This is a genomic window from Aliiroseovarius sp. ABM4_368 (assembly GCF_056161205.1).
In genome coordinates this window covers 142,534-167,612 of record NZ_JBSWYR010000001.1, presented here as the reverse complement: position 1 = coordinate 167,612, position 25,079 = coordinate 142,534, and the positions used below count along the sequence as shown (strand labels likewise).

Annotated in this window: 28 protein-coding genes; 11 read left to right on the top strand and 17 right to left on the bottom strand. The window is 58.5% G+C overall.

Annotated elements, in window-relative coordinates; translation table 11 throughout:
* The first annotated feature begins 103 nt into the window (after positions 1 to 103).
* The 5 genes from ACXAH3_RS00855 to ACXAH3_RS00835 all read left to right on the top strand — a co-directional run bounded on the left by ACXAH3_RS00855 (position 104) and on the right by ACXAH3_RS00835 (position 4,409).
* Positions 104 to 535 (top strand): hypothetical protein, encoded by a 432-nt coding sequence (locus ACXAH3_RS00855; protein ID WP_474860175.1) that lies wholly within the window; start codon positions 104 to 106, stop codon positions 533 to 535.
* 80 nt (positions 536 to 615) lie between these two features.
* Complete coding sequence (pyrC, locus tag ACXAH3_RS00850; RefSeq protein WP_474860174.1) at positions 616 to 1,656, top strand: dihydroorotase; 1,041 nt, start codon at positions 616 to 618, stop codon at positions 1,654 to 1,656.
* A gap of 22 nt (positions 1,657 to 1,678) precedes the next feature.
* Positions 1,679 to 2,359: an orotate phosphoribosyltransferase gene (locus ACXAH3_RS00845; RefSeq protein ID WP_474860173.1), complete on the top strand. Its 681-nt coding sequence runs from the start codon at positions 1,679 to 1,681 to the stop codon at positions 2,357 to 2,359.
* A 155-nt stretch (positions 2,360 to 2,514) separates the two neighbouring features.
* The gene (locus ACXAH3_RS00840; protein ID WP_474860172.1) at positions 2,515 to 4,002 is read left to right on the top strand and encodes a replicative DNA helicase; all 1,488 of its coding nucleotides are present in this window, start codon (positions 2,515 to 2,517) and stop codon (positions 4,000 to 4,002) included.
* A 2-nt stretch (positions 4,003 to 4,004) separates the two neighbouring features.
* Positions 4,005 to 4,409: a VOC family protein gene (locus ACXAH3_RS00835; protein ID WP_474860171.1), complete on the top strand. Its 405-nt coding sequence runs from the start codon at positions 4,005 to 4,007 to the stop codon at positions 4,407 to 4,409.
* Between the two features lie 89 nt (positions 4,410 to 4,498).
* Here the strand turns inward: ACXAH3_RS00835 and ACXAH3_RS00830 are convergent, their stop codons facing one another.
* Positions 4,499 to 4,906: a DUF6314 family protein gene (locus ACXAH3_RS00830; RefSeq protein WP_474860170.1), complete on the bottom strand. Its 408-nt coding sequence runs from the start codon at positions 4,904 to 4,906 to the stop codon at positions 4,499 to 4,501.
* Positions 4,907 to 5,034: 128 nt separating this feature from the next.
* Here ACXAH3_RS00830 and purB point away from each other — a divergent pair, with 128 nt between their 5' ends.
* The 4 genes from purB (at position 5,035) to ACXAH3_RS00810 (ending at position 8,738) form a co-directional block, all read left to right on the top strand.
* On the top strand, positions 5,035 to 6,342 hold the full coding sequence (purB, locus tag ACXAH3_RS00825) for an adenylosuccinate lyase (RefSeq protein ID WP_474861132.1): 1,308 nt from the start codon (positions 5,035 to 5,037) through the stop codon (positions 6,340 to 6,342).
* 67 nt (positions 6,343 to 6,409) lie between these two features.
* The gene (locus ACXAH3_RS00820) at positions 6,410 to 6,571 is read left to right on the top strand and encodes a hypothetical protein (RefSeq protein ID WP_474860169.1); all 162 of its coding nucleotides are present in this window, start codon (positions 6,410 to 6,412) and stop codon (positions 6,569 to 6,571) included.
* Positions 6,572 to 6,660: 89 nt separating this feature from the next.
* A complete protein-coding gene (locus ACXAH3_RS00815) occupies positions 6,661 to 7,761 on the top strand; it encodes a flagellar motor switch protein FliG (protein WP_474860168.1) in 1,101 nt (366 codons plus the stop codon).
* Positions 7,762 to 7,856: 95 nt separating this feature from the next.
* Complete coding sequence (locus tag ACXAH3_RS00810; RefSeq protein WP_474860167.1) at positions 7,857 to 8,738, top strand: lysophospholipid acyltransferase family protein; 882 nt, start codon at positions 7,857 to 7,859, stop codon at positions 8,736 to 8,738.
* Between the two features lie 3 nt (positions 8,739 to 8,741).
* On the opposite strand, the gene ACXAH3_RS00805 is transcribed toward ACXAH3_RS00810, so the two are convergent.
* The 10 genes from ACXAH3_RS00805 to yajC form a co-directional block, all read right to left on the bottom strand.
* Positions 8,742 to 9,473 (bottom strand): DUF1223 domain-containing protein, encoded by a 732-nt coding sequence (locus ACXAH3_RS00805; RefSeq protein ID WP_474860166.1) that lies wholly within the window; start codon positions 9,471 to 9,473, stop codon positions 8,742 to 8,744.
* A 509-nt stretch (positions 9,474 to 9,982) separates the two neighbouring features.
* Positions 9,983 to 10,540, bottom strand: coding sequence for a DsbE family thiol:disulfide interchange protein (locus tag ACXAH3_RS00800; protein WP_474860165.1), 558 nt, complete (start codon positions 10,538 to 10,540; stop codon positions 9,983 to 9,985).
* Entirely contained in the window at positions 10,533 to 10,688 is a 156-nt protein-coding gene (gene ccmD, locus ACXAH3_RS00795; protein WP_474860164.1) for a heme exporter protein CcmD, read from the bottom strand. Before ccmD ends, ACXAH3_RS00800 begins: the two co-directional genes overlap by 8 nt.
* Positions 10,681 to 11,415, bottom strand: a complete 735-nt coding sequence (locus tag ACXAH3_RS00790) for a heme ABC transporter permease (RefSeq protein ID WP_474860163.1) — start codon at positions 11,413 to 11,415, stop codon at positions 10,681 to 10,683. The genes ccmD and ACXAH3_RS00790 overlap by 8 nt, the downstream gene beginning before the upstream one ends.
* A gap of 71 nt (positions 11,416 to 11,486) precedes the next feature.
* Positions 11,487 to 12,143: a heme exporter protein CcmB gene (ccmB, locus tag ACXAH3_RS00785; RefSeq protein WP_474860162.1), complete on the bottom strand. Its 657-nt coding sequence runs from the start codon at positions 12,141 to 12,143 to the stop codon at positions 11,487 to 11,489.
* Positions 12,140 to 12,781 (bottom strand): heme ABC exporter ATP-binding protein CcmA, encoded by a 642-nt coding sequence (ccmA, locus tag ACXAH3_RS00780; protein WP_474860161.1) that lies wholly within the window; start codon positions 12,779 to 12,781, stop codon positions 12,140 to 12,142. The genes ccmB and ccmA overlap by 4 nt, the downstream gene beginning before the upstream one ends.
* 10 nt (positions 12,782 to 12,791) lie before the next feature.
* Positions 12,792 to 13,145: an Mth938-like domain-containing protein gene (locus ACXAH3_RS00775; RefSeq protein ID WP_474860160.1), complete on the bottom strand. Its 354-nt coding sequence runs from the start codon at positions 13,143 to 13,145 to the stop codon at positions 12,792 to 12,794.
* Between the two features lie 15 nt (positions 13,146 to 13,160).
* The gene (locus ACXAH3_RS00770) at positions 13,161 to 13,922 is read right to left on the bottom strand and encodes a sulfite exporter TauE/SafE family protein (RefSeq protein WP_474860159.1); all 762 of its coding nucleotides are present in this window, start codon (positions 13,920 to 13,922) and stop codon (positions 13,161 to 13,163) included.
* Positions 13,915 to 16,545: a protein translocase subunit SecD gene (secD, locus tag ACXAH3_RS00765; RefSeq protein WP_474860158.1), complete on the bottom strand. Its 2,631-nt coding sequence runs from the start codon at positions 16,543 to 16,545 to the stop codon at positions 13,915 to 13,917. The genes ACXAH3_RS00770 and secD overlap by 8 nt, the downstream gene beginning before the upstream one ends.
* 57 nt (positions 16,546 to 16,602) lie before the next feature.
* Positions 16,603 to 16,932: a preprotein translocase subunit YajC gene (yajC, locus tag ACXAH3_RS00760; RefSeq protein ID WP_474860157.1), complete on the bottom strand. Its 330-nt coding sequence runs from the start codon at positions 16,930 to 16,932 to the stop codon at positions 16,603 to 16,605.
* A gap of 165 nt (positions 16,933 to 17,097) precedes the next feature.
* Between yajC and serS the strand changes: the two genes are divergently transcribed.
* A complete protein-coding gene (gene serS, locus ACXAH3_RS00755) occupies positions 17,098 to 18,390 on the top strand; it encodes a serine--tRNA ligase (protein ID WP_474860156.1) in 1,293 nt (430 codons plus the stop codon).
* Between the two features lie 9 nt (positions 18,391 to 18,399).
* On the opposite strand, the gene ACXAH3_RS00750 is transcribed toward serS, so the two are convergent.
* The 6 genes from ACXAH3_RS00750 to ACXAH3_RS00725 form a co-directional block, all read right to left on the bottom strand.
* A complete protein-coding gene (locus ACXAH3_RS00750) occupies positions 18,400 to 19,545 on the bottom strand; it encodes a DUF2235 domain-containing protein (RefSeq protein WP_474860155.1) in 1,146 nt (381 codons plus the stop codon).
* Positions 19,546 to 19,616: 71 nt separating this feature from the next.
* Complete coding sequence (locus ACXAH3_RS00745; RefSeq protein WP_474860154.1) at positions 19,617 to 20,462, bottom strand: ATP-binding protein; 846 nt, start codon at positions 20,460 to 20,462, stop codon at positions 19,617 to 19,619.
* A gap of 174 nt (positions 20,463 to 20,636) precedes the next feature.
* Positions 20,637 to 21,578 carry a twin-arginine translocase subunit TatC gene (tatC, locus tag ACXAH3_RS00740; RefSeq protein ID WP_474860153.1) on the bottom strand — a complete coding sequence of 314 codons (942 nt, stop codon included), beginning with the start codon at positions 21,576 to 21,578 and terminating at the stop codon, positions 20,637 to 20,639.
* On the bottom strand, positions 21,575 to 22,114 hold the full coding sequence (gene tatB / locus ACXAH3_RS00735; RefSeq protein ID WP_474860152.1) for a Sec-independent protein translocase protein TatB: 540 nt from the start codon (positions 22,112 to 22,114) through the stop codon (positions 21,575 to 21,577). The genes tatC and tatB overlap by 4 nt, the downstream gene beginning before the upstream one ends.
* A gap of 24 nt (positions 22,115 to 22,138) precedes the next feature.
* Positions 22,139 to 22,354, bottom strand: a complete 216-nt coding sequence (locus ACXAH3_RS00730; protein WP_474860151.1) for a twin-arginine translocase TatA/TatE family subunit — start codon at positions 22,352 to 22,354, stop codon at positions 22,139 to 22,141.
* A gap of 225 nt (positions 22,355 to 22,579) precedes the next feature.
* On the bottom strand, positions 22,580 to 23,665 hold the full coding sequence (locus ACXAH3_RS00725; RefSeq protein ID WP_474860150.1) for an ABC transporter ATP-binding protein: 1,086 nt from the start codon (positions 23,663 to 23,665) through the stop codon (positions 22,580 to 22,582).
* A gap of 189 nt (positions 23,666 to 23,854) precedes the next feature.
* Here ACXAH3_RS00725 and ACXAH3_RS00720 point away from each other — a divergent pair, with 189 nt between their 5' ends.
* The gene (locus ACXAH3_RS00720; RefSeq protein ID WP_474860149.1) at positions 23,855 to 25,078 is read left to right on the top strand and encodes an MFS transporter; all 1,224 of its coding nucleotides are present in this window, start codon (positions 23,855 to 23,857) and stop codon (positions 25,076 to 25,078) included.
* Position 25,079 lies beyond the last annotated feature (1 nt).

Sequence of the window (25,079 nt, the reverse complement as noted above, 5' to 3'; positions counted from 1 at the left end):
CTACCCCTTTCATTTTCAGGTTCAGTGCCATGGTAAATGTCAATCCCTATAGTCTGAAACACGGTTAAACCCGCTTTAACCAAACCGGGGCCATGCTGAGTCCATGAAACAGATTCGCACCCCCCTGACCGGAACCCCTCTTGTCCTGCCGCAAGCCAGCCACCCCTGTGGCACCGCGCAGGATATGCCCCTTCACCCTGCAGACGAGCTGGCCCAAATTCGGGCCGAGCTGAAACGCCTGCACCAGCGCGAGGACGAACTGCGCCGTTTCTTCCGCGAGGATGCGGGCGAGCAGGATTTCAGCGGTGACACCCATGACGTCACCGTGATTGCGCATCGAAAACGGGTGTTTGACCCGTCCAAACTGCCTCAAGCCATTCGGTCCAACCCCAAGTTTTATCGCGACGAGCTGCGGATGCTGATCTCGTCCGTTGAGAAACCGCTGGCCCTGCCTTACCAAGCGCTGTTGCCGGGCGTTGACGATTACCGGGAAGACCTGATGGACGAACCGGCACTGGACGACCTGCCGATCTAACGCGGCGCGCGGGCTTTCCTTGCCCATGTGACACGCTTTCCTCTGGATTGGCGGACGGGGCTGCGCTATGCCATGCCCCGATGACCCAGACACTTACGATCCGCCGCCCCGACGATTGGCACCTGCATCTGCGCGATGGCGAGATGCTGAAGACCGTCCTGCCTGAAACCGCGCGCCACTTTGCCCGCGCGATTGTCATGCCGAACCTTGTGCCTCCCGTGGTCACCAAGGCCGATGCCGCCGCCTATCGCGACCGCATCATGTCCGCCTTACCCGGCGACATGTCATTCGAGCCCTTGATGACGCTTTACCTGACCGAGGATACGGACCCGGAAGATCTGGCCGCCGCCCACGCGTCGAACCTGATCACGTCGGTGAAACTCTATCCTGCTGGGGCCACGACGAATTCATCCAGCGGTGTGCAGGATTTCGACAAGGTGCGCCCGGTGCTGGAAAAAATGGCCGAGATCGGCTGTCCCCTCTGCGTCCACGGCGAGGTCACCGACCGCGAGATCGACATTTTCGACCGCGAAGCGGTGTTCATTGACCGCGTACTTGACCCGATCCGCCGTGCGACCCCCGACCTGCGCGTGGTGATGGAGCATATCACCACCAAGGACGGTGCAGATTACGTCAAAGCGAATGAAAGCAAATTGGGCGCGACCATCACCGTTCAGCACCTGATTCTTGACCGCAACGACATGCTGGTCGGTGGCATGCGCCCGCACTATTATTGTCTGCCGATCTTGAAGCGCGGCGAACACCGCGAAGCGCTGATGGCGGCGGCCACGTCCGGCGATCCGCGCTTTTTCCTTGGAACAGACAGCGCCCCGCACCCGACCCACGCCAAGGAAAGCGAATGCTGCTCGGCTGGGTGCTTCACGGCGCCCAACGCCCTGTCGATCTTGGCCGAAGCGTTCGAGGCAGAAGGCGCTCTGGACAAGTTGGAGGGCTTCACCTCGCTCCACGGCCCCGCTTTCTATGGCCTTCCAGTGAACGAGGACACGATTACGCTCACCAAGGGCGACCCGATCACCTATCCCGCGACGCTGCAAGCTGGTGAGCATACCGTCACCACCTTTGACCCAGGCTTCCCGCTGCATTGGCGTGTTAACGCCTGATCCGAACAAAAGGACCACTGCCATGATCCCCTCGACCTTCCCCGCGAAAGAAGAAATCGCCCGCCTAACTGCCCGGATGCTTCTGGAAATCGGCGCGGTGAACTTCAACACGGACGAGCCCTTCACGCTGGCCTCAGGCCTGCCCAGCCCCAGCTATATCGACTGCCGCAAACTGATCAGCTTCCCACGCATTCGCTCGACCCTGATGGATTTCATGGCCGTCACGATCATGCGCGAAGCTGGGTTCGAGGCGTTCGATAACATCGCAGGCGGCGAAACCGCAGGCATTCCGTTCGGCGCTTGGGTCGCGGAACGTCTGGCCCTGCCAATGACCTATGTTCGGAAGAAGCCAAAAGGCTATGGCAAGAACGCGCGGATCGAAGGCGCGATGGATGACAGCCAGCGGGTTCTGCTGGTCGAGGATCTGACCACCGACGGTGGATCGAAACTGTCTTTCGTCGACGCGATTCGCGACACCGGCGCGACGTGTGGCGCCACCGCCGTGATTTTCTACTACGACATTTTCCCCGAGACGGAAAAAACACTGTCCGATCATGGCGTTCAACTGATCCACCTTTGCACATGGTGGGATGTGCTTGCCGAGGCCAAAGCCCAAAGCGCGTTTTCGGACGAGACACTGGACGAGGTCGAACGCTTTTTGAAGGATCCCCGCGGCTGGCAGGCCGAGCGGATGAAGGCCTAACAGCCTACCGCATATAGGCACCCTTTTGCGGGATCCCACCAGATTTGGTAGGATCCCGGCGGGTATGTGATTTATCCACACGATACTCACAGAAACATACATTTTGCCTCGGCACGTCCGAACACGTAGAACAGCGGCCTAAGGGACAGGTGGCGATGAACGAGATCAGTAATATCCAGCAAGGCGCAGGCGAAGCTGAGGTGCAGGACAGCTTGCCCCACCACATCGAAGCCGAACAGCAGCTTCTTGGTGCTATCCTGACCAATAACGACGTATTTGACCGCGTCGCGTCGATCATAAATGCCGGTCATTTCTATGAACCCGTCCACGCCCGCATCTGGGAGATCGCCGCAAGCCGAATTTCCAAGAACGCACTGGCCAGCCCGGTCACGCTGAAAGCGTTCATGGAAGATGACGAGGGCCTGAAAGAACTTGGCGGCCCCGCCTATTTGGCACGCCTCGCGGGCGCTGCGATTTCCAGCTTCGCCGCACGCGACTATGCGCAGATGATCTATGACCTCGCCATCCGGCGCGAGCTGATCCAGCTGGGTCAAGACATCGCGGCGAAGGCACAGAAGGTCGACATCTCGTCTGAGCCAAAGGAGCAAATCGTCGAGGCCGAACAGGCGCTATATAAACTCGGCGAAGCGGGCCAGACCGAAAGCGGGTTCCAAAGTTTCCTGAAAGCCGTGACCGAAGCCGTGCAAGTCGCCAATGCCGCCTACCAGCGCGAAGGCGGTATGGCGGGCATTTCGACGGGTCTGGCGGATATGGATGCTAAACTGGGCGGGCTTCACCCATCTGACCTTCTGATCCTCGCTGGTCGTCCTTCTATGGGGAAAACCTCGCTTGCGACCAACATCGCGTTCAACGTGGCGAAAGCCTATAAAAAAGGCACCAAGCCCGACGGGACCGAAGGCGCGATTTCCGGCGGCGTGGTCGGTTTCTTCTCGCTCGAGATGTCCGCCGAACAGCTTGCGGGCCGTATTCTGGCCGAAGCGTCCGAGATCTCGTCCCACAAGATCCGCCAAGGCGACATGGACGAAAACGAGTTTCGCCGTTTTGTCCAAGCCGCCAAAGATCTGGAAAGCTGCCCGCTGTTCATCGACGACACGCCTGCCCTGCCGATCAGCCAGTTGGCCGCCCGCGCGCGTCGCTTGAAACGGACCCACGGGTTGGACGTACTGATCATCGACTATCTGCAGCTTTGCCGCGGCATGTCGGACAATCGCGTGAACGAAATTGCCGAAATCTCGATGGGTATGAAGGCCATCGCCAAGGAACTGAATATCCCGGTGATTGCGCTGTCCCAGCTCTCGCGTCAGGTGGAAAGCCGCGACGATAAACGCCCTCAGCTGTCGGATCTTCGGGAATCGGGATCTATTGAACAAGACGCCGACGTTGTCATGTTCGTGTTCCGCGAGGAATATTATAAAGAGCGCGAAAAGCCCGGCGATCACGAACTGGATCGCATGGCCGCGTGGCAAGACGAAATGTCAAACCTGCATGGCAAGGCCGAGGTCATTATCGGCAAGCAGCGTCACGGCCCCATCGGCACGGTGGAATTGTCGTTCGAGGCTCAGTTCACCCGCTTCGGCAACTTGGTCAAAGCGTGGCAACAAGGCCAGAACGACGGATTCTGATGATGATCACCGGGGTGAACCACATCACCCTTGCGGTGAGCGACCTTCACCGATCTATCCGGTTTTACAGAGATATTCTTGGCGCGACCCTGCGCGCGGACGGGGCGCGCATCGCCTATCTTGAACTGGGCGAGCTCTGGCTTTGCCTTGCCCTATCAGACACCCACATCCAGCCGCGCGATGATTACACCCACATCGCGCTGACCTGTCCCGACGCCGATTTCCCGAATCTCTCCAAACAGATCGCAAATCACGCCGAACTTTGGCAGGACAATAGCTCCGAAGGCGCGTCGTTCTATTTCCTCGATCCAGATGGTCACAAGTTGGAACTCCACACGGGCACACTCACGTCTCGCCTTGATCACTATCGCGCCCGACAAGACAGCCCAATGCGTGTCCACGACTGATCTCATTTTCTTGTCCGATACACCTTGGGGGAGCGCCGCAAGGCGCGGGGGCAAAGCCCCTCAGGCTCACGAAGTGAGCCACCAAAACCCTATCTCCAATACCGCGTTACCATCCGGTAGTCCTTACGCGGCCCGGACACGGACCATTCCGTCGTCCATCTCGGCCAATCGCCAAAATTGTAGGAAACGTGATATATATCCGGATCACACCAGTGATCTGCCGCTGGTTTTGCGCCCTCTAAATCGAATTTGTGAAAGGTGCGGCCGTCCTCGAACAGCACCTGAACACGTCCGCTTCCAATATCTCGCCAGTGATACACCCGGCTCGCTGCAAATGGCGCGCCTCTATCAGTCACCAGCACGCCGTCCTCACGGTACAGAAATCCATCGGTCTCGGCCGTGAACTGCGCTGTGCCAGTCAGGCGATGCACTGCGCCGCTCGCCTCGACAATTTCGCGTTGAATGCGCCACTTTCCCAGAAAATCTGCGATTTGCACCCGTTTATCCCCGTTTTCGTCGCAAACATGCGTTCTGCACGCCCATTCCCTGAACGCCTCTCTTGTTCGCTGCATCGCGGCAGTTTATGACACGCGCAACTGCCAACCAATCGAAAAAGGCTTCGCCGATGATCCCTCGTTACGCCCGCCCCGACATGGTCGCCATCTGGTCGCCCGAAACCAAGTTCAAAATCTGGTACGAGATCGAGGCGCACGCCTGCGACGCCATGGCCGATCTGGGCGTGATCCCGCGTGAAAACGCGGACGCCGTTTGGAAAGCCAAGGATGTCGAGTTCGACGTGGCACGGATTGACGAAATCGAAGCCGTCACCAAACATGACGTCATCGCCTTTCTGACCCACCTTGCCGAGCATGTGGGCAGCGAAGAAGCCCGTTTTGTGCACCAAGGCATGACATCTTCGGACGTTCTGGACACCTGCCTGAACGTGCAACTGGTCCGCGCCGCTGACCTTCTGCTGGTTGGCATGGACAAGGTTCTGGCCGCCCTGAAAAAACGCGCGCTAGAGCACAAGGACACCGTCCGCGTCGGCCGCAGCCACGGCATTCACGCCGAACCCACCACAATGGGTCTGACCTTCGCGCGCTTCTATGCGGAAATGGACCGCAACAAGAACCGGCTGGAGAAAGCCCGCTGGGAAGTCGCCACCGGCGCGATCTCGGGCGCGGTGGGCACGTTTGCCAACATCGACCCGGCGGTCGAGGAGCATGTTTGCGAAAAGCTGGGCCTGCGCCCCGAGCCGATCAGCACGCAAGTTATCCCGCGCGACCGCCACGCCATGTTCTTCGCCACGCTGGGCGTGATCGCCAGCTCGATCGAGAACATCGCCGTTGAAATCCGCCACATGCAGCGCACCGAAGTTCTGGAAGGGGCTGAGTTCTTCTCGATGGGCCAAAAGGGCTCGTCGGCGATGCCGCACAAAAAGAACCCCGTTCTGACTGAAAACCTGACCGGTCTGGCACGTCTGGTCCGCATGACCGTTGTCCCCGCGATGGAAAACGTGGCGCTTTGGCATGAACGCGACATCTCGCACTCGTCGGTCGAGCGCGGCATCGGCCCGGACGCCACTGTCACACTGGACTTTGCCCTGCACCGTCTGGCCGGCGTGGTCGACAAGATGCTGATCTTCCCCGACAACATGCTGGACAACATGAACAAATTCCCCGGTTTGGTCATGTCGCAGCGCGTGCTGCTGGCCCTGACTCAGGCGGGTGTGTCGCGTGAAGACGCCTATTCCATGGTTCAGCGCAACGCCCTGAAAGTTTGGGAAGAACGTCTGGATTTCCGCGAGCTTCTTCTGGCTGACGAGGCCGTGGTCGAGGCGCTTGGCGAAGACGGTATCAACGAAAAATTCGACATGGGCTATCACACAAAACATGTCGACACGATCTTCAAGCGGGTCTTTGGCGAAAGCTGATCCGCGCTGAATTTGGGCGCCGCGCCCATCTGTGCTATGCTAGGGGCCTTCTGAACAGGAGGCCCCTATGCAATTCAAGACCCTGCTTTTCTCGACCATGTTGGCACTGGTGCCAACACTGTCCATCGCGGGCCAGTGCAATCGCGGCAACCACGAGGCATCAGCCTGTGCGGCCGGACAGATTTGGAACGAGAAGCTACAGGCCTGTATTGACGAAAAATCGGCCTGATCTTTCGGGCGTAAAGGTGGTTTTAACCCGCGGCTGTCAATCTGCCTAAAACCAAAGGCGGAGACGGCGCTGTGCCAAATGATATGACGATGGGTACTGACCTGATCTTGGGGGATGGTCCGGGTCAGATATTGTCCGATGCGGCCCCAGACCCAAGACCAGATCTGGCGCAACCTCTGCGCCAACTTCCCAGACAGCTATCCAGACGTCAAAAGGCCGCCATCATCGTGCGTTTATTGCTAGCCGAAGGGGCGGAACTGGCCCTGCAAGATCTGCCCGAAGGTTTGCAGGGTGAACTTGTCCATCAGATGTCCACGATGCGCTATGTCGACCGCGCAACCCTGAAAGCAGTCATCGATGAATTTGTCTTTGAAATAGAGGAAGTTGGCCTGTCCTTCCCCGGCGGGTTGGAAGACACGCTTTCCGTTCTTGATGGCACCATCAGCCCAGCCACCGCCGCACGTGTGCGAAAGATGTCAGGTGTGCAGATTGCCCACGACCCTTGGGTGACTGTGGCCAACGCATCGATTGAACAGCTATTACCGCTTTTGGAAAGTGAAAGCGCCGAGGTGTCGGCCGTGCTTTTGTCCAAATTGAAAACCTCACTCGCGGCCGAGCTATTGGGAAAATTACCTGGTCCGCGCGCGCGCAAGATCGCCTATGCTGTGTCGTTGACCGGGAGCATCGCCCCGGATGTGGTCGCGCGGATTGGCCGGTCCTTGGCCGAACAGCTTGGCGCGCAGCCGGCGAAAGCCTTCGACGATCCCCCCAGCGAACGGGTAGGTTCGATTCTAAACGCCTCGGCCGCGAACACACGCGACGATGTGCTGGATGGGCTGGAACAGGAAGATACGGATTTCGCCAGCGCTGTGCGCAAATCCATCTTCACCTTCGCGAATATTCCCGATCGGCTTCAGCCCGGGGACGTTCCGAAAGTCACCAAGGATGTTGATCAGGCGGTGCTGGTCACTGCCCTTGCAGCCGCCACTGGTGACCTTGAAACGGTGGCAAACTTCATCCTCGACGCAATGTCCAAACGCTTTGCCGAAGGCATCCGCGAAGAAATGGCCGAACGTGGAACCGTTAAACAGGCCGAGGGTGACGCAGCCATGAACCAAATCATCGCGCAAATCCGCACCTTGGAAACGGAAGGCGAGATTACATTGATTGCCCCTGAAGAAGAGGACTGACAATCGGGCCTGACGCTTGCAGGCCGCAACGACGCCCGCTATGTGTGACCGACCAGCCCGTTTAACCACGCGGGCACAGGACCGGGAGAAACCGCATGGTGCAAGAAAAACGTGGGCTCGGCCCCTATCTTACCCACTTGGCACTCTCTGGTGTCCTGAAATTGCCCCGCGTCTTACCCTATAAGATGCGCCTGCCTGTGGTCGGATGGTTCGCATCGCGCGTTATTGGCCCGGTCGCCGGGTATGACAAGCGCATCCGCAACAATCTGGCCCTGACCTGCCCGGACATGACCCCTGACGAAGTGAAGCGCTTGGAACGTGCGGTTCTGACAAATGCAGGTCGTTTCCTGGCCGAGATGTGGTCTGGCGATGAGCTGTTCAACCGAATGAAAGACACGCAACTGAGCGGCCCCGGCGTGGCTGCTTTGGAGCAAGCGAAGGCGGAAGGTCGCCCCATCATTGCGACCTCGGGCCATTTCGGAAACTACGATGCAGCGCGTTCAGTCTTGATCCACTCAGGCTTTAACACCGGCGCACTGTATCGCCCGATGTCCAACGCCTATTTCAACGAAAGCTATATCAAGCGCATGGAAGGGTTCGAAGGCAAAGCCTTCGAACAGTCGCGGCGTGGTATGGGCAGCATGGTCAAGCACCTGCGCAGCGGCGGGCTTTTGGCGATCCTTTTGGACCAGCGTGAAAGTCAGGGTGCCAAGCTCAGCTTTTTTGGGAAGCCAGCCATGACCACATTGGCCATCGCGGAAATGGCGTTGAAATACAACACGCTCTTCATCCCGGTTTTCGCGATCCGCAAGGAAAACGGCTTGGATTTCGACGTGGTGGTGGAAGAGCCGATTGAGCATTCGGACCCGGAAACCATGATGCAAGAATTCAACAACCGGTTTGAGGCACGTGTGCGTCAGAATATGGACCAGTTTTTCTGGATCCACAAACGCTGGAAAATGCCCGGCGAAAGCTGATCCTCAGTCCAGAGCAATCGCGGCCACAATCTCGCCGGGGTAATCGCCCATCCGGGTGGCCTGCAACAAGATCGCAGCGTTTTGCCCTTCCGGAGCAACGGGTTCGGGCAGCTTAAACTCGATCTCGCCAGTGCCGTCCCATTTCCCGAAGGCCTGAATGTTCGTCACGATATTGGTTGAGGTGATCGAACGCCCCGCGTTCTCGCCGCGCTTAACGGCTACGGTGGCTTTGGGCGCGAAATGGACAATCTGCGCGATCAGCAACTCGGGCAAAGGCAAGTTCGCGATGTTGGCCACCCGCACAATCCGTCCGTCATCGCCATTATGGGTCGACAGGCTGACACGCCCAACGGCCATCTGGTGACGGTGCAAGATCTCCATCACTTTCATGACATGGCTGCCGACGGCCTGATCCACCCCGCCGATCACCATCTGCGGCGTATAGATCGACTTTGTGCCAAAACCATAGGCATAGGCCTTTTGCCGCTTCGTATGCTCAGGCCGCGCAAAGGTGTCTTTCCAGCCGATATAGTCCCAGTAATCCACATGCATCGCCAGCGGCAGAACATCATCCTGACGGGCCAGCTCGCCCAGAAACTCGTCAGCAGGCGGGCAGGACGAGCAGCCTTGTGACGTGAAAAGCTCGACCACCACAACAGGGCGGTCCCTGGCGGTGGCCAGCCCGGCAAAAGTGGCTAGGAAAATACTGATCAATCCGGTCAAAAGTGCCCGCATCGGTGCCTCTTACATTTTGTTCTTATCTTTAGATAGCGATCCCGGCGTTGACCTTCCAATCAAGGATTTGCGAGGTGTTTGTTACAGTTTCCCGCCCAGATGGAATTTTCAAACCGTCGCGCTCCCAAAGCGGCGCCCCAGACTGGACGCACCGGCTTGCCCGATTCGTCACATTGCATGATGTTTCCAACGCCTAACCCCTATGCCGTCATACGGGTATCGGTGGCTCTACCTGAATACGAGCACGCGACACCTGTGATGTACGTCACTGTTGAGCGCGCCAACCTGGGCTAAACTGAGAAAAGAAAAACAGATCGTTTCCGTCAGGCGGTCTGGATCACCGCGAACAGCCGTAATACGTTAGGCCAATCGCTCAATGGCCTTAGACACATTGGCGGACAACAAAATGAGGACGCAGTTCACGTGGGCAATTTCATCAAGCGCATCCCGATTCCATTGCTGGAGTTCGCCGCGTTCGCGGTGATTATCTTGATGATGAACGCGGCTGGTTAACGGGCTTCTGCCTCGGCAATGGCTGGGCGGATGATGTTCTCTAGAATGCCTTCGGTGATCGGGCCCGCAAAGCGTTTCACCACTGTGCCGTCGCCCGCAATGACAAAGGTTTCCGGCACGCCGTACAGACCCCATTCAAGACCCGTGCGACCGCCGCCATCCGTCATCAACGCAGCATAGGGGTTGCCCAACTGGGTCAGGAAACGCTTCGCATTTGCCGGATCGTCCTTGTAGTTTATCCCGTTGATCTGAACACCTTCCTCGGCCAGTTTTTCCAGCAAAGGATGTTCAGCGCGACAAGGGGCGCACCAGCTGGCCCAGAAGTTCACAAGCTTCACACCACCGGATTTCAGATCGTCCTGCGTAAAGCCGGGTTCGCCGTCGAATGCGGTTGCATTCACCAACTCGGGCACGATTCCACCTTCGCGGGTCGAAGGCAGCGCGTCACCATCTTCATCAACTAACATCTTCCAGCCCGATAGTACTGCGACACACAATATTACTACCAAGGGAATGTAATAGTAGATTGGGAAACTCTGTTTCTTCTCAGTCATTCCGCTTCGCCCTTTCTTCGGCCGCATCCAGTTCGTTTTTCACTTGGACCGAACGGCGCCAAGTCACAAGGATCAAAGCGATCAAAAGTACGAGAGTGATCGCCCAAGACGACAAGATGGCGTCGGTGTATTTTCCCAGCTCAAGCATCTTTCATCCTTTCACGGACGTCCAAACGGTGCAGGCGCACCAAGCGCAGCTCGGTTCGGGTACGGATCAACACCAGCGCCACGAACAGCAAGACGAATCCAGCTAGGCACAGCAGCATCGGAGCAAAATAGACGTCTGCGATGTTTTCTTCCTTGTCTAACGACAAGGTCGCACCCTGATGCAGGCCTTGGTTCCAGAAGTTCACCGCATATCGGCTGAGCACCGCAAAGACGGATCCAACGATACACAGAACCGATGTCAGATCGGCAGCTGTGTCCGGATTATCAATGGCCGCCCAAAGCGCCATGTAACCCAGATAGAACAGAAACAGGATCAGAAAGCTGGTAAGGCGCGGATCCCACGCCCAATAGGTGCCCCACATAGGCTGCCCCCAAATCGCACCAGTAATCAGCGCAATCACCGTCATCGTCACCCCAATCAGTGCTGCAGCTTTGGACGCGCGGACCGAAACATGGTGGCGGCGCACGATCCAAATCAGAGACGTCACCAACATCATCACCCAGATATTGATCGCCATCATGGCGCTTGGGACGTGGACATAGATGATCTTGACTGAATTGCCGAACTTGGCGGCCTCGGGGGTGAAGAAAAAGCCCCAGATCAGTCCCGGCACCAAAGTCACGGCGCACAGGCCGATCACCCAGGGCAAAACCTTGCCGCTGAGGGCCATGAACTTGACCGGGTTTGCGAATTCCCAAAGTGACATGTGTTTCCTCTGTGGCTTCCTTCAGACGGTGGCGCAGGCAGCATAGTGTAAATGCCTCGGAATGGTTTGACCTATCTCAGGTTCACACGCAAGGCGGCGGCGGCGGCAAATGGTAGCAGGGCGATGGATCCGGCGGTGATCCCGGCCATCATAAGAAGCGGAGTTGACGCGGACAGGCCCGCAGTCCCCCGCGTCGCGGCCTCTGCCCCGAAGATCAGCGTAGGGATGTATAATGGCAGGACCAGCAGCGACAAAAGCAACCCGCCTCGTTTCAGTCCCACGGTCAGAGCCGCCCCAAATGCGCCGATCATCGACAGAGCCGGAGTGCCGATCAAAAGTGTGATGAAGATCCAATAATGGCCCGGGCTTTCCAAGTTCATCAGCGTCCCCAGCACGGGCGCGGCGAGTGTCAGCGGCAGGCCAGTAACCAACCAGTGTGCAAGCGCTTTGACAGCGACGATCCCCTCCATTGGGATGGGAGCGGTGGCCAGAAGGTCCAGCGATCCGTCCTCGAAATCCAGCTGAAAAATGCGGTCGAGTGACAGTAGGCAAGCCAGTAATGCACCCACCCACAAAATGCCCGGCGCGATGCGCGACAGGATCGCGGCCTCAGGGCCGACGCCGAAGGGCACAAGGGTCGATACGATCAGAAAGAACGCCAGCCCCAGACCAAAGCCGCCCCCTGCCCGCATGGCCAGCCGCATATCCCGAACCAGCAAAGCGATCATGAAAACGCCTCGTCGAAATCGGCATACGCGTCGCGGGGACCGCCGGTGCGCGGGCGGTTTACATCTGCTTTAAACGGGCCAACATCCAGCGTTTCCGCTTGCAAACCAAGGTCAATATGCGTGGCAATCAGAGCCGAGCCTCCGCCCGCCACATGTGCCCGCACGGCGTCAGCGAACAGAGCGACAGATGCTGCGTCCAGCGACACTGTTGGTTCGTCCAACAGCCATATGGGCCTCCCAGTGACCAGCAACCGCGCCAGCCCCAACCGCCGCTTCTGCCCTGCCGACAGGTTGGCCGAGGGGCGATCCAGCAGCCCGCGCAAATTGAACCCATCCACCGCAGGCGCGATGTCTACGATTCCATGCACCGACGCCCAGAAGCGCAGGTTCTCTTCGACGCTTAGCGTGGCTTTCAAACCATCCGCATGGGCGCCATAGGTGATCTGTTCGGGGTCCGCCGACACGCTGCCGGCCAAGGGGGGCTGCAACCCTGCAAGGGTCCGCAAAAGCGTGGTTTTTCCCGATCCGTTCGGGCCGCGCAGGATCAAAACCTGACCGGCGGACAGAGTGAACTCCAATCCTTCCAGCACCGGCACGCCCCCGCGCGCCACGGTCAGATTTTCGACCTGAAGCTCCATGTAGAAAGCCTTAGACCGGAAGGGCGGCCAGCGCAATGCGGCGACCCTCGGCGATCAGGACGTTATAGGTGCGGCAGGCCTGCGCGGATCCCATCAGCTCGATCCCGATCCCGACCTCTTCCAGCGCCTCGCGCAGGGGGACGGGCGGATAGGCGATTTCGGCCCCCATGCCCAGAAACAACACGTCAATCTGACCTTTCAGCGCGGTCAAAGAGGCGATGTCATCTAACCCTTCCCAGCTAGCGGCCGTTTCCGCAGTCACCAGAACCGGACCTTCGATCACCTTGCCCGCGACGCGGAAAAAACCCGGACCATAGCTGTCGACCGGCTGTGCACTGTCATATCGGACTTCGTGAAACTGCATAGTCGCGTCCCCACCTTACATGCTTGTGGCCGCCGAAATCAACGCCGATAGGGCCGATGCGGCAATGATCGTATAGGCGACATAGCGATAAAGCCGTTCATGTTTCGGGTCAAATAACCAGCCACCCAACGCATTTCCTGCAAGTGCAGGCAACGTTATCACCAAGCCGATCATGATAGGCAAGCCTGCCAGGCGTCCAGCGATCAAAAGCCCCAGCAGCATCATCGCGTCATAGAAATAAAGATACGATGTGGTGTTCGCGCGGATGACCCGCGCAGGGCGCGACGAGGCCATATTGAACAGGATCACGGGTGGTCCGGGAATACCCGCAGATCCGCCCAAAATGCCAGCGGCGCCCCCGATACCCCAAACCCCGCGCGGCGAAACCTCATTCTTCAACCGGTATCCCGAAATCAGAAGCCCAGTCATAGCAAGGCTGACGCAGCCAACTAGAAGCTTGAATACATTGGGGTCCAGCCAAACAAGCATCAGAATACCCAAAGGTAGCGCCAACGCCGTGCCGCCTAACAGGCGTAGCAGGTCTTTGCGATGGCCTTCTCGCAAGGCACGCGGGATGGCGGGGGCCGGGCCGATCATATCCATGACAAGCATTGTGATCACGGCCCAAACCGGAGAGACCACCTGCGCGGCCACTGGTAAAAATACCAGTGCAGTGCCAAAGCCAGCAAAACCACGCACCAGCCCGGCAGCAAACGAGCTTGCCAGCAGCCACCCAAGCCCCGGAAGTCCCAAGGCTTGGGCTAGTAGATCAAGCATCCACGTTGGCAAACTGATTGCCCTCGTTGGCATCAGGTTTGGACCAGTCACGCTTCACGCCAAGGCGCAGCAGGATGGTCGAGGCAACGAAGATCGACGAATACGTCCCGACGACTACGCCCCAAATCATCGCGAAAACAAAGCCCCGGATCACATCACCGCCCAGCACATAAAGCGCAATCAACGCCAACAGCGTGGTGATCGAGGTCATCATGGTACGTGACAGCGTTTCGTTGATCGACAGATTCAGAACCTCTTTCAGGTTCATCTTTTTGTAACGGCGCAGATTTTCACGCACGCGGTCAAAGACGACCACGGTGTCGTTCAGAGAATAGCCCACGATGGTCAGAAGCGCTGCGATGATGGCAAGGTCAAACTTGATGCCCAGCAGGCTGAATATCCCAATGGTCAGAACGACGTCATGCACAAGCGCGGCCACTGCCCCAAGCGAGAACTGCCATTCGAATCGCAGCCAGATATAGACAAGAACCGCTGCGATTGCGGCAACAACAGCCAAGACCGCGGTGGTTACAAGTTCGCCCGAGACCTTTGGCCCAACGCTTTCAACACTGGGGAAAGTGATTGCCGGATCAACGCTGGCCAGCGCCTCTTCGATCAACTGAATGGTTTCAGGCGTGATCGATTCTTGCCCTTCTTGGGCCTCGATCCGGATCTGGCTGACATGCTGATCCGCGCTGAAGTTCACATCATTCACCTGAACAATCGAGATGTCACCAAGCGCCAACGGCGTCAGTGCGTCACGATAGACGCCCACATCTACAGCTTGCGTGCTTTCGGTTCGGATCGTGGTGCCGCCTCGGAAGTCGATGCCGAAGTTTAACCCAATCACAAAGAACAGCACGACGGACGCAACCATGGCCAAGCCGGATGCGCCTAGCGAAGCGATCGAAAGTTTGAAGAAGTCAAACACGCGGCCCGTTGGGGTAAGGCGAATGCCCTTGATTTCAAATGTGCGTGGTCGTTTGCGCTCGAACCACATGACCACCATCAGGCGGGTCAGGAAGATCGCCGTGAAGACCGAGGTCAAAATCCCCAGACCCAGCGTGACCGAGAAACCGCGCACTGGGCCAGAGCCCATGATGAACAGGATCACGGCGGTGATGAAGGTGGTGATGTTGGCGTCCAGAATGGCCGACAATGCCTTCTCATAGCCCAGCTCGATGGCGCGGGCCGGGCCGCGACCAGCTTTCAGCTCTTCCCGGATGCGTTCAAAGACAAGCACGTTGGCGTCCACGGCCATACCAATGGTCAACACGATGCCCGCGATACCGGGCAAGGTCAGCGTGGCCCCGATCATCGACAGAAGGCCGAAGATCAAGCCGACGTTAAGGATCAATGCGACATTGGCGATCACCCCGAACCAGCCGTAAGAAGCCACCATAAAGATCAGTACTGCGGCAAATGCCACCATTGACGCAATCTTACCCGCATCAATGCTGTCCTGACCAAGCTCTGGCCCGATGGTGCGTTCTTCGACGTAAGTCAGTTCGGCAGGCAAGGCACCTGCACGCAGAAGCACAGCCAGATTGGTAGATTCTTCGATCGAGAAGTTGCCGGTGATGATGCCAGATCCACCACAGATTTGTTCGTTGATCCGCGGGGCCGAGATGACTTCGCTGTCCAGCACGATCGCGAATGGCGCGCCGACATTGGCGCCGGTGTAGTCGCAGAACAGGCGTGCGCCCGTCACGTTGAAACGGAAGTTCACCGCAGGCTGGCCGTTCTGGTCGAAGGCAGGCTGAGCGTCGTTCAGCTGCTCGCCGGTCACAACGGGCGTTTGTTCCAGCACATAGAAGATGCCTTCTTCGTCAATCGACGGATACAAAACGTTACGCGGACCGGGCGTGGTCGCGCCATCGGTGGTACGGCTGACAACCGGGTGGAAGGTCAGTTTCGCGGTTTTGCCGATGATCTCTTTCAACTCGGATGCCGAGCCGATCCCCGGCACTTGGATTAGAATGCGGTTCGTGCCCTGACGCTGAATGGTGGGTTCGCGGGTGCCGACCTCGTCCACGCGGCGGCGGATGATCTCGAGCGATTGCTGGATGGTGCGATCATCCGTGGCGACGCGTTCTGCCTCGGACAGGGTTACGACGAATTCGCCCTCGCGGCCGGTATTCACCTCGATATCGGTGGACCCGACACCGGATAGGCTGACCACCGGTTGCGCCAGCCCCCGAACGATTTCAATCGCTTGTGGCAAGGCCTCGGGCTTCGAGATTTGCACGCGAAGCTCAGCAGGGTCGCTGTCTTGACGGCGGATGGTGCCGATAGTGGCACGTTCGTCGCGCAGTGCGTTGCGGATCTCTGGCCAATAACCATCCATCCGCGCCTCATAGACATCCTCGACCTGAACTTCGGCCAACAGATGCGCACCGCCACGCAGATCGAGACCCAAATTGACCAGCGCATTCGGCGCCCAATCGGGCCAGGCCGAGCGGTCTGCCTCAAGCTCGGGGGTGGTGCCCGTGGTTTCAATCGTGGCGACCGCGTCATTATGCGTCTCGACCCGGTCATAGAACCCGTTCGGGGACGCGAAATACAGGCCAAGGAGCACCAGCCCCCAGATCACAATACGTTTCCAAGTTGCGATTTGAAGCATGTGCCCCTGCCCTATAAAGTCTTGATATTCAGTTGATTAGATCGAAACCCGCTCGGGTTATCCTTCGACCGGCTCGGTCTTACCCATGACGGCCGTGATGGTCGAGCGTACAACGCGGACCTTCACGCCCGACGCGATTTCAACCTCGACCTCGTTGTCTTCTTTTACTTTGGTGATCTTGCCGATCACACCGCCCTGCGTGACGATCTGATCGCCCTTGCGCAGCGCGCCAAGCATTGCCTGATGCTCTTTCATTTTCTTCTGTTGGGGGCGGATCATGAAGAAATACATAATGGCGAAAACCAGCACCATGGGAACCAGCATCCCATTCAGAATTCCGCCAGCCGGGGCGCCCGCGGCTTGTGCAAATGCAGGAGTTGCAAACATCGTTTTATCCCTTTTTCACGGGCTGGCACATGCGCCCCGCCCAATTGTCCGGCGCACCCTATATGGGGGTCTGTGGGTTGTCCAGCAAGCAGGGGGATGGTTTTCTCTTCCCCCCGGCGCGCCCATCTGGCATATGCGCGTCAGGTTAAATCAAAGGACAGATCCATGCATGATATTCGCTTGATCCGTGACAATCCCGAAGCATTCGACAAGGCGATGGCCCGTCGGGGCCTCTCGGCGCTGTCAGGCGAGGTGTTGTCGCTGGATGAAAGCCGCCGCGCCGCGATTCTGGCAGCCGAAACTGCGCAGGCCGAGGCCAACAAGGCAGCAAAGTCTGTTGGGGCTGCGAAAGCTCAGGGCGACGAAGCCGAGTTTGAACGCCTGCGTGCGTTGGTCGGTGAAAAGAAGGCCGAGATTGCCAGCCTGAACGACCAAGCGAAAGAGCTGGACGGAAAGCTGACTGACCTGCTGATGGGTCTGCCCAACATCGTGGCCGATGACGTGCCGGATGGGGACGACGAAGACGACAATGTCGAAATCAACCGTTGGGGCACCCCGCGCGAGTTCTCGTTCAAGCCGATCGAGCATTACGAGTTGCCCGCCGTTCAGGATGGTCTGGATTTCGAAACCGCCGCGAAGCTGTCTGGTTCGCGCTTCATGGTCCTGTCGGGCGCAGTTGCCCGTCTGCACCGCGCACTGGCCCAGTTTATGTTGGACGTGCACGTCAATGAAAACGACCTGACCGAGACCTGGACCCCGGTTCTGGTTAAGGAAGACATGATGCGTGGGACGGGCCAGCTGCCCAAGTTTGGCGAGGACAGCTATCAGACCACCAATGGTTGGTGGTTGGTTCCGACCGCCGAGGTGCCGCTGACCAATATCGTGAACGGCGCAACGGTCGAAGAAGGCTATCTGCCCCGCCGTTACGTGGCGCACACCCAGTGTTTCCGCTCGGAAGCCGGGTCGGCTGGGCGCGACACCGCAGGGATGCTGCGCCAGCACCAGTTCGAAAAGGTCGAGATGGTATCGATCACCAAACCGGACGAAAGCGAGGCCGAACACAAGCGCATGACCCGTTGCGCCGAGGACATTCTGGAACGCCTTGGCCTGCCCTATCGCACTGTGGTTCTGTGCACCGGCGACATCGGATTCGGCGCGATCCGTACACATGACATCGAGGTCTGGTTGCCCGGACAGAACACCTATCGCGAGATCAGCTCGGTCTCGACCTGTGGGGATTTCCAAGCGCGCCGTATGAATGCACGGATGAAGCCTGCGGAAGGTGGTAAGCCAGTGTTCCTGCATACGCTGAATGGCTCGGGTCTTGCCGTGGGTCGCGCGCTGATCGCGGTCCTGGAGAACGGTCAGGAAGAGGACGGATCGGTTACACTGCCCGAGGTCTTGCACCCTTATCTGGGTGGAAAAACCCGGATCACGGCGGAAGGTCAGCTGGATTAAACCACTGATTTATTTCAAAAGATCCTCGATGACGGGATCAAGGGTGCGCGGGCGATAAGACGTCTGGCGCACCCTTTCTTTTGCAGCGCCCGAGATCTGGCCCGCTGGGATTTCCTGGCTTTCTGGATCGCGCAACAGTTCACGGTCACGCAGTAAGAAGCCCCAAAGATTGCGCCATGCTGGTTGCAATGCTGCCCCGCGATCATCCGCCTTCAAATCCGCGACGGTCAAAAGCTTTTGAAGGCGCGCCGGGTTGAAATCCAACGCCCGTTCCTGAGCACCCGCGACAATCCAAGCGGTTGGAAAGGCGGACAACTCCGGCGCAGCACCGGATCCGCCAACAATTCCGTGATTGCCCGCAAACCAAAGCTGTTGATAGCGTGACGTGGTGCCCGTGACCTCTCCGTTCAGCGTGTCCAGATTGGTCCAAAGCGCAGGCGGAAAATGCCTGCGACGCTCGTCGATCGCCACCGCATGACGCGCCGCGCCGACAGACCGTGATAGATCCGCATCGTGAAACGCATAGCGTTTCTTCGAAAACCGGGCGAGCGGACCAAGGAATGCAGGAACCCCCAACGCGCCCACGGTGTCCCACACGCCGACATAGGTGATGTCCAGAAGATGGCAGTCGATCCCTTGTGCCTTACGCCATTCCTCGTCCTTGGGACTGGTCGCAACCTCGGGTGACATGGCCAAACGTGCCGCCATAGAGCTTTCACTGTCAGGGTGCGAGCTATAGCCGTCACGCGCGCGATATCGGCGCATTGCCTCGGGGATCAGATCGGTTCGGCTCGACGGTAAAATACCCGCTGTGCGGATCATGCCTGCAAGGGACCGCGCAGTGTAAGCCCCTCGCGAAAAACCAAAAATGTAGATTTGATCGCCGGGTTCATAGGTGAACAACAGCGCGCGATAGGCGTCCAGAATGCGTTCGTCCAGGCCCCAACCCAACGCGCCGCCCAAAAACCGATCCAGAAACCGTGACAGTTTAGTGACCCCTTGGCCACTTCCAACCCCTTGTAAATAGTGGACAACTTGCGTCACCTCGTCCCGCGCCGTGGGACGCACCGCTTGCGCAAGCCGCAACACATGAGTCGGGATCTGAGCGTCGGATCGGTTCCAGGTTCCGTCACAGAAGATGGCGATGCGTTTCATGTTGGCCTCAGCTTTGATTACTGAAGTCTAACATGCCACGAAGGGTTGAGAAGTCCTTTAACCGGACGGGCTTAGTCGAGCGTCACACCCTTTCGCCCGGCCAGATCGGTAAAGTATTGCCACGCCACACGGCCCGATCGCGCGCCGCGTGTGGCTTGCCATTCAATCGCTTCAGCCCAAAGGGTTTCTTCATTGATCTCGACGCCATAGACCTTGCAGTAGCCGCGGATCATCGACAGATATTCATCTTGATCGCAAGGGTGGAATCCCAACCACAATCCGAAACGGTCCGACAGCGAGACCTTTTCCTCGACCGCTTCAGATGGGTTGATAGCCGAGCTTCGTTCGTTCTCGATCATGTCGCGTGGCATAAGGTGGCGGCGGTTCGAAGTGGCATAGAAAACCACGTTGTCCGGACGCCCTTCGATCCCGCCATCCAGCACGGCTTTCAGTGACTTATAGTGCTGGTCGTCATGGCTGAATGACAGGTCATCACAGAACAGCAAGAACCGATGTTGCGACCCGCGCAGAAGATTCAGCAGACGCGAGACTGAGGGCAGATCTTCACGTTGTAGCTCAACGATCTTCAGGGGTTTTCCACGGTTCAGAACCTCGGCATGGACAGCCTTAACCAGCGAAGACTTCCCCATGCCCCGCGCGCCCCACAGAAGGGCGTTGTTGGCGGGCAGCCCGTCGGAGAACTGCAAGGTGTTTTCCAAAAGCGTATCGCGCGAACGGTCCACGCCGACCAGCAGGTCCAATGCCACGCGCGAGACCTTCTGGACAGGCTCAAGCCGATCCGGCGCGACATGCCAGACGAAGGCGTCGGCGCTATCAAAATCGGGCGCTTCGAAGGGCGCAGGTGACATGCGTTCCAAAGCCTCGGCGATGTGTTTCATCATGTCCTGATCCGCCATTTTGATGGTCCTTTGCGCCGGGTGTAGAATTTCAAACCTTTTAAAGCGCGGATGGGGCGGTTTTTAAAGAGCTTAACGAAGTTAAGGGGACGATTTTCAATCTGGGAAAAGTAGCCCCCCAAAAAAAAGCGCGCCCGACTGGGCGCACTTTTGCATTTCGCGAGTTTTGGCAGATCAACGCCCGGTTTCAACCATGCCCGGATCATCCTCGGGATCGTCATCCGGCCCGCCATCGGGGTCGTCGTCATCATCCTCGTCGTCGAACTCGGCCATCAGCTCGTCCTCGGCTTCCTCGTCGTCTTCGTCGAACCACAGCCCCTGAGCACGCAGATCGGCTTCGCGTTTGGTTTCAACCCGCTTCACAAGCTGGATTGAAATCTCGTACAAGCCATAGACCACGACGAACAGGATGACCTGCGTGATAACATCCGGCGGCGTGACCAAGGCGGCCAGAACAAGAATGCCAACCACGGCGTATTTGCGCACATCTGCCAAACCTTGCGAGGACACCAGACCCGCCTTACCCATCAGGGTCAAAAGCACAGGAAGCTGGAAACACAGGCCAAAGGCCACGATGAACTTGATCGACAGACGCAGGTATTCCTGCACCGAGCCTTGGAAATCGATAGACGCCTCGACCCCGGTTTCGCCGACATTGCCGGACTGCTGGAAGCCAAGGAAAAAGTCGAAGGCCAGCGGCATGACGACATAGAAGGCGAAGCTGGCCCCCAGAAGGAACATGATCGGCGAGGCGAGCATGAACGGCAGAAACGCATTTTTTTCGTTCTTGTAAAGGCCCGGCGCTACGAAGCGCCACAGCTGATAGCTGATATAGGGGAAGGACAGGACCAGCCCCCCAAAAAGCGAGATCGACACCGCGACGAAGAAACCTTCCTGCAGCTTGATCAGGATAAGCCCGCAATCAGCCTGCCCACGCTCGGCCATGGTCGAGCAGAGCGGCTCGGTCAGGAAGTTGAAAATCGGGTTCCAGACCGTAAAGCAGATCACCATGCCGATGATGAAGGCAATGGCGGAATGGATCAGCCGCGTGCGCAGCTCGGCCAGATGCTCGATCAGCGGGGCCGAGCTGTCTTCGATCTCGTCAGTGTCGCTCATGCGTCAGATGTGTCCGTGGATTTGGGTTTGGCCGCAGGTTTCTTGGCGGCCGGTTTCTTTGCAGCTGGCTTCTTGGCCGCTTTGGGCTTTGCCTTAGACTTTACGGCGGTATCCTCTGCAGCTTTGGCCGCAGGCTTGGCGCTGGCTGCGCCGATCTTCTCGGCAGCTTTGGCCGTATCTTCCGCCAGTTTGGCGCGTTCTTCAGCCTCTTTTGCCTTGAGGGCAGCGTCCGTTTCCTTTTGGTCACGCCGCGCTTTGCTGGGATCCCATTTCTCGAACCCATCAGCCGCTTTGTTCAGCGCATCCAACCCCATCGACTTGGGTGAAGTGGCGGATTTCAGCGTCGAGGACACGTCCTTGATCCCGCTTTCATCTGCCGCATCGTTCATGGCTTGCGTAAACTCGCGCCCCATTTGACGCGCGCGAGCGGTAAAGCGGCCAAGCGTGCGGAACATGCCGGGCAGATCCTTGGGACCCACCACGATCAGGGCTACGACGCCGATGACCAGAAGCTCGGTAAACCCGATATCGAACATAGGCTGCGCCTTTCCTTAGGCGGCTTACGCCTTGTCTTTTTCGGTTTCGGGGGTCACGTCCTTGGCCACCTCGGCGGCCTCGTCTTCGATTTCCTTCTTGCCATCATCCACGCCACGTTTGAACGCAGTGATGCCTTTGCCGACCTCGCCCATCAGAGACGAGATTTTGCCGCGGCCGAACAGAACCAGCACCACGACGGCAATCAGCAGAAGGCCCGGAAGGCCGATGTTGTTGAGCATGTTTTTCTCCCTAGTCCGAAAGCTATTGGCAGCTTTCGCAGATATATCGCCCTGAACATTTATTGTGTCACGCGGGAAGTTCAAAGCCCCAAAGGGAAAAAACTGGCAAAACAGCGGGGATTTCCGTGTGTCAGGGCGGGTTGTTGTAGGCTCAGGGATTACGGAACGGCACCTAAGCAGGGAACTCAGTCGTTGATCTGCACCGATTCTCGGACAGCTTCAGGGTCAACAACGCGGGAACACGAAGCAGCGGTCGCGGCGAATGGCGATCCAAAGAGGCGTGTCTGGTTTGGGCAAGAACACGGACGGGACCGAAGCGGTCAGGGTACTTCCGTCTCGCTCCATCTGGAATTCCACAAGGCTTTCCTTGCCAATAAAGCGCGCGCGTTTCACCAGTCCGCGCGCCCAGACGCCGTGATCGGGCGTAGGGCCAGGGCCGACGCCGCCGCGGTCAAAGTCGATCTTCAAATGCTGAGGGCGGATCACGATGTCCACGGTTGAACCATCCGGAACGCCGGGGGCCAGAAACTGGCCAAATGCAGTTTGGGTCAACGCGCCATCCACCGTGCCGGAGATCACGTTCACGTCGGAAAAGAAAGCGGCGGCCTGCAAGTCCACAGGCGCGTTATAGACGTTATAGGGTGCGCCGCGCTGCACGATCTGGCCCGCGCGCATCAGGGCGATCTCGTCGGCCATGCGCATCGCCTCTTCCGGTTCATGGGTGACCAGTAGGACGGCGGCGCCTTCCTCTTTCAGGATGCTTAGCGCTTCATCGCGGATGCCGTCACGCAGACGGTTATCAAGGCCCGAGAACGGCTCGTCCATCAACATGATCGAGGGTTTTGGCGCAAGCGCGCGGGCAAGCGCCACGCGCTGTTGTTCGCCGCCCGACAGCTCGTGCGGAAACTTGTCGACGAACGTGCCCAACCCGACCTTATCCAGAAGCGTGTGCACGCGTTGGCGTTTCTCGGTCCGTGTGCCCGTCAGGCCGAAGGCGACGTTATCGCCCACCGAAAGATGCGGAAACAGGGCGAAATCCTGAAACATCAAGCCGATATGGCGCTTTTCGGGTGGGACAAACACACCCGGACCCGCGACCATCTTGCCATCAATCCAGACCTCGCCTTCTGTCTGGCGATCGACGCCTGCAATGATGCGCAGCGTGGTGGACTTGCCGCAGCCGGATGGACCCAAAAGCCCAGTCACTTGGCCTGCCTGCAACGACAGGGACACATCGCGCACCACATCCAGCCCGCCAAAATTGCGCGTCAATCCGCGCACTTCCAGTCGCGCCGTGCTTTGGGGTGTCATGTCCATCCGCCGTGCCTTCTCGCCCTCTGACGAAAATCCTATTGTTTCCATCAGGTTTCCCCCGCTTACCAGCCCCCCTGACGCCTCGCAAGTGAAAGCACGAAAAACGACAAGCACCGGACCCAAAGGTCGCAGACGGGATGACGTCGCAAGGCAAAACTGCCAATCTTAAGGGAGCCGAGGTGCCCAATGCGTTTGTTTCTAAGTTTCACCCCTCTTTTGCTGTCCGTCGTGCTGCTCCAACTCAGCTCGGGCGGCGCGGCACCTTTGGATGCGGTGTCGGGGCTGACGCTGGGCTTCACGAAATCCCAGGTCGGGCTGTTGGGATCGGCGCATTTCATCGGCTTTTTCGTGGGCTGCTGGTGGGCGCCGCGCCTGATGGGGGCGGTAGGGCACGCGCGCACTTTTGCTGGGTTTGCCGCCCTCGGGGCCATTGGGCTTCTGGCACATATGATCTGGATCGATCCATACGCCTGGGCGGTGATGCGGATGGCAACGGGATTGTGTATCGCGGGCAGCTATACGGTCATTGAAAGTTGGATCAACGCGCGGGTCACCAACGAGACGCGCGGGCGTCTGACCGGAGGCTATCGGTTCGTGGATCTGGGCGGGTCACTGGGGGCACAGCTTTTGATCGCGGTATTAGAGCCCGCCCATTACATCAGCTACAACATCCTTGCGATTGCCTGCTGCGCGGCCATTCTGCCTTTGGTCCTGACCCGCACGCAAGAGCCGCGCACCCCAACCGCACCAAGGCTGCGCCCAGCGCTTGCATGGGGGCGGTCTCCGCTGGCAGTGGCAGCGGTGGTGACGTCAGGGATCACGACAGCCGCGTTCCGGATGGTGGGCCCGATCTATGGCAACGAAGTAGGGCTTGAGACCCACCAACTGGCGTGGTTTTTGGCCGCCTTCGTGTTGGGCGGTGCCTTTGCGCAATTCCCTGCCGGATGGCTTGCGGACAGATATGACCGCCGGTGGGTGCTGATCTGGCTGTCTGTTGCGGCCATCGTCAGTTGTGGGATCACGATGCTGGCCGCCGGGTCCGGGGTTGCGGGCGTCTTTCTGGCGGCCGGGTTGTTTGGCCTGACAACCTTCCCGATTTTCTCGGTCGCCGCTGCACACGCGAATGACTTTGCCAACAGCGACGAACGGATCGAGCTGTCGGCCGCGCTGATGTTCTATTACGCGGTGGGTGCGATCGCCTCGCCACTGCTGGCGTCAAACTTGATCGAAAGCTTTGGCCCCCCTGCCCTGTTCGTCATGATCGCCTTTGGCCATCTGGTGCTTGTCGTCTTCAGCGTGGCCCGGATGCGCCGCCGTCCGACCAGCGAAGAGCGTACGCCCTATACCTATACCCCGCGCACCACTTTTTCGATGGGTCGTCTGCTTGGCAAGATGCGGGATCGGGGCTGAG